We start from the raw sequence: 14,623 nt of genomic DNA on the forward strand, positions 1-14,623 counted from the left end.
CACTAGATGAGGTATAAAAATGTATGACCATGAAATTGACACTTTTTTCACAGTAGCAGAAGCCGGCAGCTTTTCCGCTGCCTCCAGGACATTATATATATCGCCATCAGCCGTAGTGCAACAGATTAATTTATTAGAAAATAAAATGGACTGTGAATTATTTAAGCGTGATTCACACGGTGTTACTTTAACCGAAGCTGGCAAATTATTTTTAAAGCAATGCCGTAAAATTAAGCGGGTATACTTAGAAACCGAAGAAATAATGAAAAAATACCAGCGCACGCTAGTAGTAGGCACTGGCTACCTAAGCACGACCAACTTACTTGATAAGTTTTGGCTGGATTTTTTACGCGCAAATAATGTCCAACTAAAATTTCAAGAGATTAAAGACTATGAAAAAATCCCGCAAAACATTGACCTTATAGAAAGCCTGTATTCACAAGAGCCCATTCCTAAACAAGGCTTTTTATTCAAAAAGGTAACCACTACCCCATTGCTAATAGCTGTTCCGCCACAAAACAAGCTGGCGCAAAAAGAAAAATTGACGATTTCCGACTTGGATAAGCAAAAAATACTCATTATTAAAAGCTCTGTTTTAAAACAATCGGGACAAATCAGGCATTTTATTAAAAGTAATTGCCAAAAGACCCACTTGATTAGCTACTCTGTCTTTAACAAGGCACTAGTAAACGAAGCTATCATCAAAAACTACCTTATTCTAGTCCATGAAACTTTAGCCAGTTCTTGTTCTCCACTTATAAGCAAAAAAGTCAATTGGCATTTTAACGCAGACGTTGGCTTCTTTTACCGGAGCGACGCTAATATGATTACCAAAAAGCTAATTGCAAAAATCTAACTAACAAAAAAGATGATTACAGCCATCTGCTGCAATCATCCTTTTTCTTTTAATTAGTTTTAAAAAATTGACCTTTATTTTCTTGATAATACTTTTGATAGCGCCCCTTATAGTTATGGAACATGTATTTCAAAAGCAACCAGCGTTTAAAATTACGGTCCTGATCATAAAAGACCGTCGTACCGTAGCGACCCTCGTGGATCAGTTCTTCTGCCAAGTGCTTGGCTTCATTATCAACCGCATATTCCTTAAATACCTTGACAGGTAACCCCAGCCATAACACGTGCTTTGATTTTAATTTATTGCCATAAACTGCTTCTTTATCGTGCAGGCTATCATAAACATAGTCATCCACATACCACTTGGCCAAGTTATAGCCGTTAAGGGTAACATAAAAGCTTGAACGCCCTTGGCGCAGGTTAATTTCAAAGAATTTATACTTTCCATCCCGCGTATCATATTTAATATCAAAATTAGCCATACCGGTATAATTGATTTTTTCCAAAAATGACTCCACTTGTTCGTAAAGCTTTTCGTCATATTCGGGTAAAATCGCCATATAATTGCCGATTGACTGAGGTGTTGGGTCTTCCAGCAAAGGGTGCCCCATACACATCATCTTGATATGATGATCCTTATCAACATAAGCATTTAGCACACGCATGTATGAATCATCACCGGGAATAAAGTCCTGCAGAATTAGGTCCTCTTGATAACCATTCTCATAAATCTTGCCGACAATATCGCGCAATTCAGTTTCATTATGAATGGTAAAAGCTTTTTTGCGACCTTCAAAATGTACGTCAAGCCAAGAAACAGGATCTTCCGGTTTAAGCTCTAACGGGTAACCAAAGGGTAATTCCAAATAGTTTTCCGCCTGATAGTCAGCCATCGTTACAATTTTAGTTTTAGGGTATGGCAGACCATATTTTTCGGCAATTTGGTAAAAGCTCTCTTTGGAAATTAACTTTTGTAACAGGTCATACTCAATATATGGAACAATAAAAACTTTTTCCAGTTCACTTTTATGTTTGGATAAAAGCTCTGAATAACCGTCACCACAAGAAATTAAGATTACTGGTTCCTGATGATCCTGATATATTTTCATTTGCTCGCGCATAACCTCTATAAAGGTCGGATCTTCGCTAAAGCCATGGTGCAATTCAACATTGACGACTTTGGAGTAACGAGTCGCTGCCAGTTGACTATCAGCCAGCGCTTTTACTTTAATGCCATAAGCCTCGTTAAACGATCGGGCCATGCCATATACGTTAATGTCACTACCAAGTAAAATTGGGGTAAAATCTTGTTTCATTGATAAATTATGCTCCTCATTAAACCAGCTTGCCCTGCTCAATTAAGCTGGCAACTTCTGGTTGAACATGCTGATATTTGGCAACCGTTTTTTCATAATCAACAAAGAACAATTTGTACCATACCAAAAATGTATAAATAGTCCATATTTGTCGACGATGCGAACCGTCACCCTTGTAGTTTTCATCTAGTAAGCGCAAGATTTTGTCCTGCTCAAAAATATCCTGAACAAAGTCTTCACTGAAAAGTTCACGCACCTGCTTATAAAAGCGTGGCTCCTGCAACCATTCTTTGATTGGGGTCGGGAAACCTAGTTTTGGTCGTTTAGCCCATTCATCAGGAAGGACCTTTTCCGAAGCTTTGCGCAAAGCATACTTAGTATCATACTTATTAACCAGATAATCGGTTGGAATTGAATTAGCTCTTTCTGCAACCTTTTTATCTAAGTAAGGTACACGCAATTCAAGCGAGTGTGCCATTGATATTTTATCCGCTTTTTGCTCAATATCATTAAGCATAAAGTGGTGCAGGTCAATATATTGCATTTGCCTGACATTATCAAGATCTTTTACTTTTTTAAAGTCGCTTTGATAAATACCATTAACAGTTAATTTATTACGATACGATGGTTTTAAAATTTTATTGGCGTCTTCTGAAGAAAAGATTGTGGGATAGTCCATATCATAAATCACTGATTGACCAACGTAAAACTCACTTGGTTCAGCCAAATTGGTGTACAGATGAACTTTCCCCGGGAAATTCGGCATCTTTTTAATTTTATGTGCTAACTTAACCTTGGTCTTCTTCGGCAGCTTTTTGCATTGTGAAGTGAACACTTTAATAATGCTGTTATGAGTGTGCATCCCGTAATTAACATAACCGGCAAATAGTTCATCCGCACCTTCACCAGATAGGGCTACAGTAACATGCTTCCGAGCCATTTTACACAAATACCATAATGGAATTATTGACGGGTTGGCATCCGGTTCATCCATGTGGTATTGCATTTCTGGAAAATCGTGCATTGCCTCATCAGCTTTTACCTTATCAGAAAAGAAATTCCAGCCCTTGATATCAGCTAAAGCTTTTGCCTTAGATGCTTCATCATAAGTGGCATCGTCAAAAGAAATTGAAAAGACATCATCTGGGTTTAAAATGCTGGTGATATAACTTGAATCTACGCCTTCTGACAAGAATGCACCAACGGGAACATCGGCAATATGATGCAATTTAACTGATTCATGTAAATCTTCGTCAATTTTATTAACTGTTTCCTCAAAACTTAAAGTATTAGCCTTGTATTCTGCATCCCAGTATTGGTGTATTTTCATTGCGCCATCTTTATATTCAAACCAGTGACCAGCAGGAAAACGGTAAATACCTTTGAAGAATGTTTCGTGCAAATCATTGTACTGGTTCATCAAATATGGTTTGACTGCTTCAATGTTTAAGCGACGCTTAAAGCCGGGTAACGCCAAAAAGCTTTTAATTTCTGACCCAATAGTTAGATGACCGTTCTCATCACTGTAGTAGAGCGGCTTAATGCCAAAGAAATCGCGGGCACCATACAATGTCTGAGTATTGTCATCCCAAATCGCAAAAGCAAACATGCCACGGACTCTCTTAAGCAGACCATCCATGCCCCATTCTTCGTAGCCGTGTAAAAGGACTTCTGTATCGGACTTAGTGGTAAATGTGTGCCCAGCAGCAATTAATTCTTTTCTCAATGGTTCAAAGTTATATATTTCACCATTAAAAATAATTGCCCGCGTTTGATCTTCGTTATAAATCGGCTGACTGCCGCCACGTAAATCAATTATTGACAATCTTCTAAAACCCAGAGCGACCTTATCATTGGTGTAAAAACCGTCTGAATCAGGACCACGGTGCTTAATTGTTGCCATCATTTTACCAATGGCAGCTTGCTTATCATTTATTTCCGGATTATAAAATGCAACAATCCCGCACATTACTTATCTTCCCTTAATTTATTTTTTTGTATAGTTTTGCTTCTATTTTAACTTTTCCATTATATGCTAAAAGCCGGGCAATTTCCAAATTGCCCGTCGCGATTTTACTAAATATAAAAGATTCTGCGTTTGCTGGCTGCACCATAACCAAAGGCCTGAATATAGTGCCGTTGTAAATCAATATTGACAATGTAACCCGCAAATTCAGTTTGATGGTCTATTTGCCGCTTCCAATTTTTATTATATTTGGTAGTCAAAGCATGATTTGGACCCATCAATGCTGAACAATTAAACAAAATATATTGAATACCATTAATACGATATTGATCTTCCCTGTGTCTATGACCGCAAAAGTAGGCGATAATGCGGGCATTTTTCACATTAGTAAAATCAAAATCATTAGCCAAGCGAAATTCTGGTGGTATGCCATGGCTGGAATGCATCTGGCCCTTTTCACCCTGATTAAACGCAACGAGTAATTCGTGCAAAGAACGACCATTATATTTTAAGGCGTTTGATCCCTTACGATTAATCGGATTAGCATGGCTCATAAAGATGATATGCTTATTCGAAGATTGCTCTAGAATCTCAATAATTTCTTCGATTTGATCTTCTCTTACTGCCAATGTGAGCTTAACATCATATTTTTTTCTGCCTTGGGCGTCCAAGTAGTAAGGTATGTCTGAAGTGTTAACGGAAATAAACCGTAAATCATCAACGTCATAATAACAGACCCCATGCTGACGGGTAATATAATGAATGCCATTTTGTTTATATAAAGCAGGCCACATAATTCCCTCAAATTCATTTTCGGGGAAAGATGCCCTTAGGTCATGATGTTCATCAAACTTATCGTTTTCATCATGATTGCCTTTAATTAGCATATAAGGTACTTTGTCAGAAATAAATGAATCACGTAATTTAGTTAATTCACTTTCACCTAAAAAGCCGGTATCCGAACCATCAATCCAGTCACCCAAATGGATCTTTAGATTAAGAAGACCAGAATCATCAAGATAAGAAAATTCATTAACATGAGTCAGGCCGTTCCAACCATAAAAGTCCATACTGTTACGGTCTTTATAATGGGTATCGGTAATGACGCTCACATTAACCGAATTTTTACCAGTACGAATATGACCTTTGACCCTTGCCACGAACCGATCTAAATACTCCTCTACAACGTAGCGGCGCCCATTTTTACGGCTCACAAATGCGCGATAGCGCTGCAGTTCGGGACTAAAACGACGGACATATTCAGGTTCTAACTTATCAGTACTTTCCAAACTAAGGGCTTGGTGTAAAATTTTATTTTCATCTTGATAGACGGTCAGAGTATAAGGTTGTTCATTGGGCGTACCTTGTTCCCCATCAACATGGTATTCTCCTACCGTTAAATATTCCTGCATCGGATCCAGCTGTTCGTCTTTTCTCTTGAACACAGCATGTAATTTAGCTCCGTTAATTTTATCTGCTAGTCCTTTAGCATACTTAAAAACACCCATTTTTTTGCCCCAACCAGAAACAAAAAGAACTGAGCACACTGCTCAGCCCTTAACTATAAACTTTTTTCTAAAGCGTGTGCTGCCAAACCAATTGCTAAAAGAGCATCTTTAGATAATACTCCTTGTAATGTTTTGGGCGCTACTTCTTGAACTGCCCCAATTACCTTAAAGCCGTAAGAAACAACGTGAAAATCAACCACTGCATTGTAAAACCCATCTTCATAAGGATTTTCATGATTATAAGTTAGATTAATTTCATTTTTATCAACGAAACCATCAACATGGTTGGTTAAAATCCGATCATGTAAATCGGTCAATTGTTCTGACAACTTGATTAAAGTTAATTTATGATCACTTTCAGTATCATAATACTGTTCTTGCGTCATTTTGAAGTATTCTTTAATCGGCTTATGCAAAACGTGCAAACTGTCAATTACACGATAAACTGCCTCGGCATCAAAATCCGTTTCTTTATTTAAAATACTCTCTTGATTTGCGGCCAAGTCATCGGCCAAAGTTACTATCTCTAACTTCTCCATGGTTTCCTCCTAAAGTTCATTATATATTATACCAAAAAAACTACTATTGCACTTCTTGAAGGAAAAGTTTCTCTAACTTTTCCAAATACTGATACAGTCAAAGTCAATTATTTTATTAATTCTAAGTAATATATTTTTAAAAAAGAAAAAAATATTTTTTACGTATTTATCTTTAAGCGCTACGATAAAGCAAAGGAGAAAAAGATGAACAATATTACTCGCTGCCCGTGGAGTGATCATGGCGACCCCCTAATTAAAGAGTATCACGATCATGAGTGGGGCAAACTTAATTTAGATGAACATTACTTGTATGAGATGCTGCTGCTAGAATCATTTCAGTCAGGCCTAAGTTGGTCGACCATTTTGCATAAGCGGACCCATTTCCGGACTGCTTTTAAAAACTTTGTGCCAGAAGAAGTTGCGCAAATGTCGGCAAGCGATATTGAACAATTAATGCAGGATAAAGGGATTATCCGCAACAAGCGCAAAATCACGGCGACAATTAATAATGCCCGCGCTCTTTTAATTATTGACGCACAGTATGGCAGTTTTGCCCATTATCTACAACAATTTATTAAGACGCCAATTATGCACCATCCACAAACAAGTTCAGAAGTGCCAACGACAAATAAAGTAGCACAAAAATTAGCTGGGCAAATGAAAAAAGACGGGTTTACGTTTGTGGGTCCGGTGATTATTTATTCTTTTTTAGAAGGAGTTGGCTTAATCAATGATCACTTGGAAAATTGTCCGTTTAAATATCACGGATAAAAAAAGATTGAATTAAATCAATCTTTTATCTTACTATTTAATTTGCTTGCAAATTTTATAATGTCGAAATAGTTGTTTTGCCAAATATTGATTCCCAGTCAGAAGTAAAGTCTGAAATGGCATCTGTAATAAGGTGTGACTCCAGCCCTTCAGCAATAAAGCTGGGAGCTACAGTAACAGCTTGCGCGCCGTTTGCAATTGCGCTGGTTATTTGACTGACAGTGTGAAAACTAGCAGCTAGAATTTTAGTATTTCGCTGTTCGTGATTAATTACTTGGTTAAGGTCGCTGATAACTTTATTTGCATCAATATTATTATTTTCCATTCTATTATAATAAGGTGCTAAATAATCGGCGCCAGCAGCTATTGCAAGAAAGCCTTGAAGTTCAGTATAAATTGAGGTTGCCGTAATTCGCACATTTTCTTTTTTTAAAATTTTGATTGCTGCCAAACCAGCTTGGTTAACTGGAATCTTGATATAAACATCTTTTCCTAATATATCTAAAATTACATGGGCATCAGCCACTATCCCTTCAGTAGTAGTGGCTACTACCTGAACGTGCAATGAACGTTTATCCCCAATTAACTTTTTTATTTGTGCTAAATGATTAAAAAAATCGACTTTGCCTTCTTTTTTAATTATTGAAGGATTAGTAGTAACCCCAGATAAAGGAATAATTTTTTGGTATTTTTTGATGTCATCAATATTTGCTGTATCTAATAAAAATTCCATTGTAGTTTTCTCCCCATAAACTAAAGTAAATTATATTATTTACCTACATTATACTTTAGTTTTTGTCCAACTTCTCCACTGGGGTGAATTTTTAAGAACTCTTTTTGAGAATAGTGCTTGCTCCGCGCTATCATGACTGAAATAGCGTCAAATACGGAAATAACGGCTAAAGTACTGGAAGTAGCCATCATATGAAAATCATCTGCTTCCTGATCGACGATGACCTGTAAAATGCACTCTGAGTTCTGGGCTAAAAAGGAATCAGCTTTTTCAGTTACACCAATAATTTTAGCTTGACGACTCTTACTAATCTCAAGCACTTTATTAATTTCTTCTGTTTGACCACCTTTAGATATTAAGATAACCAAATCATTTTGACTGACCACTCCGCCACCACCATGTGGTGTATCAGCTGGCGAAAGGTAGAGTGCAGGCTGTTCAATCACGTTTAAAGTATGGGCAATTTTTTTAGCAGCCATTCCAGAAGTGCCACAACCAGAAATAATCACTTTTCCCTGACAACTTTTTATTAAGTCAAATACTTGTAAAACCTGATTATAGTCAATATTGGCAGCAACATATTTGAGAGTATTTCCTTCTTTAGTAATAATGTCTTCGAAATCTGCACTTTTAATCTGTTTTTCTGCCATAATTATTGTTCCTTAACCCTTTTTGCAATTTCCTGATATACTTGTTCAGCATTGACACCGGTCAAAAGTGGCACGGCTGAGATTACCTTATCTTTGATGCCTGCCGGAACTACTGTAGTCGATAAAATAATATCGTAATCATCCAAACTGCTCATCTTTTCGCTAATGCTGGCATGTGAAATGCTGACATTGTTTCCCAGACCCTGTTTGTTCAAATATTCTTTAATGCGGTTGGCAACAACAGTTGATGTGGCTATTCCAGTACCGCACATTACTAAAATCTTTTTCATTAGTTTAATTCTCCAATTTGTATTTAGCTTTCCTTAACAGCTTTTCTTTTATTAAGGAAATATAGTCCTATTAACGAAACAATTAAAATTGCGCCAGTTATGATCCACGGCAGATATTTTGCTCCCCAAACAAAGAGGAAGGTTGACCACAAACCACCTTCTATTAGTGAAGTGATACTGGTTGCGTGCCCAATATTAAAGCTGGCAGCTTCCGCCATCTTGGTAACTAATGGTGCCATCCATGAAGTGACGTATAAAATACTGGTCATATAAATCACGCCACCTACAACGGAGCGAACAATGTTGCCGCCAAATACTGGTACCATAAGACAAACGGCAAATGGGATAGTGGAAAAGTCGCCGAAAGGAATAGTTTTATTTCCTGGAAGAATCACAGCCAGTAAAAGAGTTAACGGAATCATCAAAAGTGAAACAGCCAGAACAGCTTGATCGCCTACGGCTAAAGCTGAGTCCATACCGATATAAAGTTCACGTCCCGGAAAGCGTTTCTTGATAAAGTCATTTGCGGCATCAGAAACAGGTGTCAAACCTTCCATTAAAACCGAAACCATCTTTGGTAACAACACCATAATGGCAGCTGTTTGTACTCCCAAATTTAAGACTTTACCTATATCATAACCAGCAAGAATGCCAACTACTAAGCCGATAATTAAACCCATAACAGAGGTTTCACCTAAAATACCAAACTTTTTCTGGATAGTTTCTGGATTAGCCTTTAATTTGTTAAAGCCGGGAATGCGGTCAAATACCCAGTTTAATGGTAGTGCCACCAGATAACCCGGTGCAGAAGTCCCGTGCGGGAAAGTGATATTCGGAAAGCCGTAGTATTTGTTCAAAACTGGCGCGCTTAAGTCGCCTAAGAAGTACAACATTACTTGGTACGCTACCATTGAAAAAACTGCTAACGGAAAACTGTTAGACATACCATAGACTAGTCCACCAACAAAAGCAGCGTGCCAAAAGTTCCAAATGTCAATATTCAATGTTTTGGTTAAGCCAAACAAAAGTAAAAAGATGTCGATTGCAATGCCAATAGGGATTGCTGAAATACCCAAGATCGTACCATAAGAAATAGCCGATGCGGCGGGCCAACCAATATCAAGTGTCACTAATGATAAGCCAAAGCGTTTAACCATTACCTGAGCTGCTTTGCCCAAAGTATCTCCCAGCAAACCGGTTACTAAATTTAAGCCAATAAAGCCGATACCTACAGTTAAACCTGCTACAAATGATTTTTTAAATCCTGCACCCAAAATCATTGCAAAAATAGCAATAATAATAGGCAATATAACTGGAGCACCCCAGTTAACTATAGTTTGTAATGCCTGTAACATTTTTCTTTCTCCTTAAATTTCACTGCGGTCAATGTTATTCACCCAAAATGACTACGTTGCATTTACGTGATCTGGCGCGGTTTTGATCCCAGTCGACAAAATAAACATAGCCCACAGAACCAATCAGCAGCTCATTTTCTTTTACCGCAAATGTTTGGTTAGAACCAAAAAGTGAGCCTTTGATATGTGCATCCCCATTGAGAATCGTATTTTTTTCATTGGGATAATTTTTATCTTTTTGAGATAATTCTTCCAAAAAGCGCACATGCTCTGGACCGGGATAGCGGTAATTAGAGTTTTCACTCTTTTCTGGTGGAATTATTTTATCCAAAATATTATTCAAATCTACCTGTAAAAATTCGTCGCCGTTAAAATCATGGTCATGCACATACTCTTCAAATAAAACTGAGCATGTCGTATGTGGAGTTTGAACTAAGCAAATGCCATTGTTGATAGCACTATTTTTGACAATTTGCTTTAACTGCTCAGTGATATTCTGATAAGTGACTCTAGCGGCAGTTTCGATTTTAATTTCATCTTGATAAACTTTCATATTATTCACCCCTTTGGAATTGCTTCATTGGTTCCAGCATTTCACTTATTTTTTTCTCCCAATCAGCAGCACAAACAATTCCGCTGGTGCCACCTGTACCATCAGCACCCAATTGCAAAACTTTGTGCACGTCAGCACCTGTACTTACACCTGCTGCTTCTAAAACCATAATGTTTGAATTAATCGCCTTAATTGCCTGAACTGTACTTGTAATGTATTCGTCATCACTTGTTTGGTGAGTACCAATTAAGCTGGTGGGCTCACAGATCATCATATTCGGCTCAAGCTCAGCTATTGCTTGGCATTCTGCAACGCTATCAGCACAAACAATACTATATAAACCGAGTTCTTTAGCTCTTTTAATAGTGCGTGCTAAGACATTCACCGTCAGCGGATTTTCCGCATGATTTAAAACAACTGCTTTTACACCTGCTGCTTTAAGCCCTTCTGGAAGAACATGCCCCATTCCTCTGCCAGCAACTACGGGATCCATGTGTTGGGCTGTTAAAAGCAAGTGATTGGTAGCAGCTTTAATTGCGGGCAAATCTATAAGCGGTGCAGTGAAAAGGATGTCAATCTGGTACTTTTGCGCTAAGTTATCAGCAATTTTGGCCAATTTAACCAATTCTTCACCATATAAATAAACTTTAGGATTGACCATCAGGAACGGCTTTTGTACTAATTTCATTTCTGCTTTTTCCTCCTAAAAAGAATAGTGGGCGGTGTCAAAGACGTCATAATAGTGTTCTGCCAATGAACACACGGCTTTTTCTTGTGCCGCAAGGAGATCAAATAATGACGGATAATCATTTTCCTTTGCGACGTTTAATGCCGCATTAGCCAAATCGGTGAAAATATTAATCTTAGTAATACCGCTTGCCGCTGCCTTCTTCAGATTGGCGTCACCTGATGATGAGCCGCCATGACAAACAAGTGGCACTGCAACTGCGTCCCTTAATTCTTTTATTCTGGCAAAATTGAGTTTTGGCGTGCCTTGTTGATAAACACCGTGAGAAGTGCCGATAGAAACAGCCAAAGAATCAACGTTTGTCTCGCTCACAAATTTAGTAGCTGCCGCAACCTCCGTATAAATGGTATTGTCGTCAGAAGCATTGGTACCAACGTGACCAATTTCAGCTTCCACTACCACACCTAAACTGTGACAGTAATCAACTACATCTTTGGTAATCTGCACATTTTTACTAAATTCTTCATTTGAAGCATCAATCATCACCGAAGTAAAGCCATGTGCGGCGCCCCATTTGACCAGTTCGGGATCTGTACCGTGGTCTAAATGCAAGACGACGGGTACATGTGCTCTTTCTGCATAAAATTCACCTAAAGAGAGTGCTTCATTAATATCTAAGCGTGATTCATGCTTTTCTGCCCAAGCCAAAATAATTGGCAATTTTTTATTCTCTGCTGCTGCCAATTCGGCCCTAATAGATAGTTCGTCCCAATAATTAAAGTGGGGAAAAGCGTAGCCGCCTTTTTTTGCTGAATTTAAAATTTCGTTTGCTGAAATTAACATTTTTTACTCCTCTATCTCTTAATTTACAATTGCCAAAAATTCAGCCCTCGTGGTTGAATTCTGAATTTTCTTCATCGTCACCGTGTCGGTAAACATAGTCATTAGGCTCTTGAGCATATTGAGCTGCTTATCTGGGCTTTTTAGACATAAGATGAATACCATTGAAACATTCACATAACTGTCTATATCACCCATTTGCCTGAATTTGACTGGCTCCTTTAGTGAAATGAATCCTAGCTGCTCTTTTTCCACCTTATCAGGATCAGTATGCGGAATGGCCACGCCTAAACCCCCTTCAAGTGCCAGACCTGTAGGATATTTTTCTTCACGCTTTAAAATAGCAGGCAAAAATTCTGCATTGACAACATTTTTCCTTTGCAATTCATTTGCCAGAATAGTTAATGCTGCTTGTTTGTTTTTCATTTCTTGCTGCTGCAAAATTACTTGTTCACTAAACAATTTCTTATCTATATACAAATTAATTTCCTTTTTCTACTTTATTTGGTAAATTTTGTTCTTCTCAAGACCAAAATCATGCTCAACTTGTTCTGGTCGACAATTAAAAAATTTAAGCAAAAACTTAAACTCGGGACTTGTAAGTCTGGGGTTAACACACATCACCATGACCTTATTGATGGGATATATTTTTTTACTGTATAAAGATTCCCAGTGGGTGATATTTAACAAAAACAGGTACAGCCCGAAATCAGCAGTTATTTGTGTACTGATTACATGCAAGATGATGGTTTTATGACCAACATAGGTTTCCCCTAATCTTTCGCGCTCAATTATTTTGCGTTTGATATAGCTTGAGCTTAAATACGGCGCTTTTTTTCTGATATATATTTCAGCAAGTTGCAAAATATCTGTTGTTTGCGTAACTACCGCATAAAATTCAGCCGTAGATGGCATTTTTTATCTTCTCCTTGTCTTGTTTATTCAACATGGCACTGACCAAGACATATTTATTCGATATATATGAAGGCAGTTCTACAGTAGAAATAATGAGATCTGTTTTAGAGCCGTTGTTCAGCCGGTAAAGCTGTTCATCAAGCGAGGAAATCACTTTGTCGACAACAATATTGCTAAACTCTTTTTGAATTTTTAGCTTCAATAATTCAGAAGTTCCCACTCCGCTAGCGCAAACCACCCAAACATGATATTTTTTAGTAATCTCCTCGATATTTTTTTCAAAATATAAAGTAATAAACCCCACTTCATTTTTGGAAATTAAGGGTATTTTCATTTGCAGGCATAACTGTTTAGATTCTTGCTCAATCGCCGCAAACAAATCTTTATATTCAACTTGAATATCCGGTAAAAGCTCATTTTCTACCGAAATATTGTTTTTAATCCGGTTCATCATTGGCCCAATATGGCTGATCAGTTCCTTCTTTAATACCGGCTCATCGATTTGAGGTTTTATTTTCTGAGCCACACGTTGAATCAACTGGGAGGTAAAGGTTTCAACGCTTTTAGAGTAGAGGGATTTTTGATCCGGTTGACTTGGCTTGCCAATAAAGCGGGAGGAAAGCAAATACTTAAACAAATAATTGATTTCAAACTTCGAAATCTTTTTGACAATGAATTTCTCTACATTTTCAATCACTATTTCTGCAATTCTGTATAAATCATGATTTTGTTTGATTTCATTTGCGGAAACAAAAATTTTATTACTGTAATTTTTATCAATCTGCTTTCTTGCTCTCTGAATTAAAATATATAAATGCGAACAAATATTAATGTCATAGGGATAAGGAATCTTGGTCGCACTTAATTGTTCGATGATATTGATTTGTTCTTGAATGAAAGTTAAATCAATTTCACTGATCCCATCAATTGGCACCCTATTATTTTTTCCCTTATGCCAATGTAATAAGGAATTGATTTTTTCACGAATATCATCTTCTTTGCCCAGCACCGCAACCTTCTTGCTTTTCTGAATTAACGTTAAATTTGACTTGCTGAGAATATTCTTGATTTTGAGCAAATCAGCGTTGATCGTTGACTCGCTGACATACTCATCTTTATACAAACTGTAAATTGCTATTGGTTGAGGTGAATTAAACAAGATTTTCAAAATCACTTTTTTCCTGCGAAGCTCGGGACTTTCCTTATCAGAAAAAGAAGCATCTTGCTGATATTTCTTAAGTGCCGTGTTTTTGCTTAAAGTGTAGCCCTTGCTTTTTTCGGAGTTGATAATTTTAACTTTTTTATTCCCGTTAACGCTGTTAACATGGCGATAAACAGTTTTAACAGATACGTCAAAAGCCGCAGCAATCTTGGCAGCACTCGTATATCCAGTTTGTTTTTCTAAAAAATTTAACAGCTCCTTATCATTCATCTTGTTTTTCAACCAAGTACCTCCTTTTCATACCTACATTTTATTTCTGAAATTATTCATAAAAATTATTTGAGTGTCCCCTTTAGCGGACATTCAAATAAACCGCTTACATATAGAAAGTATAATTGCTGAAAAAGGGTGCTATTAAGAGCTAGTTGAAAACAAAAAAGCGTAATAGCAACTATAAAAAGTTGCTATTACGCTAATAAATT

16 protein-coding genes are annotated in these 14,623 nt (G+C 37.3%); 2 read left to right on the forward strand and 14 right to left on the reverse strand.

The window, feature by feature from the left end:
• The first annotated feature begins 19 nt into the window (after nucleotides 1-19).
• Nucleotides 20-856: a LysR family transcriptional regulator gene (locus LACWKB8_RS07850; RefSeq protein WP_038524308.1), complete on the forward strand. Its 837-nt coding sequence runs from the start codon at nucleotides 20-22 to the stop codon at nucleotides 854-856.
• A 49-nt stretch (nucleotides 857-905) separates the two neighbouring features.
• Here LACWKB8_RS07850 and LACWKB8_RS07855 read toward each other — a convergent pair whose 3' ends face one another.
• The 4 genes from LACWKB8_RS07855 to LACWKB8_RS07870 form a co-directional block, all read right to left on the reverse strand.
• Nucleotides 906-2,171 carry a carboxylate--amine ligase gene (locus LACWKB8_RS07855; RefSeq protein WP_038524311.1) on the reverse strand — a complete coding sequence of 422 codons (1,266 nt, stop codon included), beginning with the start codon at nucleotides 2,169-2,171 and terminating at the stop codon, nucleotides 906-908.
• Nucleotides 2,172-2,190: 19 nt separating this feature from the next.
• Nucleotides 2,191-4,140: an asparagine synthase (glutamine-hydrolyzing) gene (gene asnB, locus LACWKB8_RS07860; RefSeq protein WP_038524314.1), complete on the reverse strand. Its 1,950-nt coding sequence runs from the start codon at nucleotides 4,138-4,140 to the stop codon at nucleotides 2,191-2,193.
• A 107-nt stretch (nucleotides 4,141-4,247) separates the two neighbouring features.
• A complete protein-coding gene (locus LACWKB8_RS07865) occupies nucleotides 4,248-5,645 on the reverse strand; it encodes a metallophosphoesterase (RefSeq protein WP_038525052.1) in 1,398 nt (465 codons plus the stop codon).
• A gap of 53 nt (nucleotides 5,646-5,698) precedes the next feature.
• A complete protein-coding gene (locus LACWKB8_RS07870) occupies nucleotides 5,699-6,184 on the reverse strand; it encodes a hypothetical protein (protein WP_038524317.1) in 486 nt (161 codons plus the stop codon).
• A 204-nt stretch (nucleotides 6,185-6,388) separates the two neighbouring features.
• Between LACWKB8_RS07870 and LACWKB8_RS07875 the strand changes: the two genes are divergently transcribed.
• The gene (locus LACWKB8_RS07875; RefSeq protein ID WP_038524320.1) at nucleotides 6,389-6,955 is read left to right on the forward strand and encodes a DNA-3-methyladenine glycosylase I; all 567 of its coding nucleotides are present in this window, start codon (nucleotides 6,389-6,391) and stop codon (nucleotides 6,953-6,955) included.
• A gap of 55 nt (nucleotides 6,956-7,010) precedes the next feature.
• Here LACWKB8_RS07875 and LACWKB8_RS07880 read toward each other — a convergent pair whose 3' ends face one another.
• Genes LACWKB8_RS07880 through LACWKB8_RS07925 form a run of 10 tightly spaced genes read right to left on the reverse strand, consistent with a single transcriptional unit; the run spans nucleotide 7,011 to nucleotide 14,423 of the window.
• Nucleotides 7,011-7,688 carry a fructose-6-phosphate aldolase gene (locus LACWKB8_RS07880; RefSeq protein ID WP_038524323.1) on the reverse strand — a complete coding sequence of 226 codons (678 nt, stop codon included), beginning with the start codon at nucleotides 7,686-7,688 and terminating at the stop codon, nucleotides 7,011-7,013.
• A 35-nt stretch (nucleotides 7,689-7,723) separates the two neighbouring features.
• On the reverse strand, nucleotides 7,724-8,338 hold the full coding sequence (locus LACWKB8_RS07885; RefSeq protein ID WP_052059680.1) for an SIS domain-containing protein: 615 nt from the start codon (nucleotides 8,336-8,338) through the stop codon (nucleotides 7,724-7,726).
• A 2-nt stretch (nucleotides 8,339-8,340) separates the two neighbouring features.
• Nucleotides 8,341-8,628, reverse strand: a complete 288-nt coding sequence (locus LACWKB8_RS07890; protein ID WP_038524326.1) for a PTS sugar transporter subunit IIB — start codon at nucleotides 8,626-8,628, stop codon at nucleotides 8,341-8,343.
• Between the two features lie 23 nt (nucleotides 8,629-8,651).
• Nucleotides 8,652-9,983 (reverse strand): PTS galactitol transporter subunit IIC, encoded by a 1,332-nt coding sequence (locus LACWKB8_RS07895; RefSeq protein WP_038524330.1) that lies wholly within the window; start codon nucleotides 9,981-9,983, stop codon nucleotides 8,652-8,654.
• A 34-nt stretch (nucleotides 9,984-10,017) separates the two neighbouring features.
• The gene (locus LACWKB8_RS07900) at nucleotides 10,018-10,536 is read right to left on the reverse strand and encodes a YjbQ family protein (RefSeq protein WP_038524333.1); all 519 of its coding nucleotides are present in this window, start codon (nucleotides 10,534-10,536) and stop codon (nucleotides 10,018-10,020) included.
• Between the two features lies 1 nt (nucleotide 10,537).
• Nucleotides 10,538-11,224 carry a triose-phosphate isomerase gene (locus tag LACWKB8_RS07905; protein ID WP_038524335.1) on the reverse strand — a complete coding sequence of 229 codons (687 nt, stop codon included), beginning with the start codon at nucleotides 11,222-11,224 and terminating at the stop codon, nucleotides 10,538-10,540.
• Nucleotides 11,225-11,239: 15 nt separating this feature from the next.
• Nucleotides 11,240-12,067 carry a class II fructose-bisphosphate aldolase gene (locus LACWKB8_RS07910; protein WP_038524338.1) on the reverse strand — a complete coding sequence of 276 codons (828 nt, stop codon included), beginning with the start codon at nucleotides 12,065-12,067 and terminating at the stop codon, nucleotides 11,240-11,242.
• Nucleotides 12,068-12,085: 18 nt separating this feature from the next.
• Complete coding sequence (locus LACWKB8_RS07915; protein ID WP_038524341.1) at nucleotides 12,086-12,544, reverse strand: PTS sugar transporter subunit IIA; 459 nt, start codon at nucleotides 12,542-12,544, stop codon at nucleotides 12,086-12,088.
• 15 nt (nucleotides 12,545-12,559) lie between these two features.
• A complete protein-coding gene (locus LACWKB8_RS07920; protein ID WP_038524344.1) occupies nucleotides 12,560-12,979 on the reverse strand; it encodes a PTS sugar transporter subunit IIA in 420 nt (139 codons plus the stop codon).
• Nucleotides 12,963-14,423: a PRD domain-containing protein gene (locus tag LACWKB8_RS07925; protein ID WP_038524347.1), complete on the reverse strand. Its 1,461-nt coding sequence runs from the start codon at nucleotides 14,421-14,423 to the stop codon at nucleotides 12,963-12,965. Before LACWKB8_RS07925 ends, LACWKB8_RS07920 begins: the two co-directional genes overlap by 17 nt.
• Between the last annotated feature and the right edge of the window lie 200 nt (nucleotides 14,424-14,623).

The sequence above is a fragment of the Lactobacillus sp. wkB8 genome, from assembly GCF_000761135.1.
In the GTDB taxonomy this organism is placed as follows: Bacteria; Bacillota; Bacilli; order Lactobacillales; family Lactobacillaceae; genus Lactobacillus; species Lactobacillus helsingborgensis.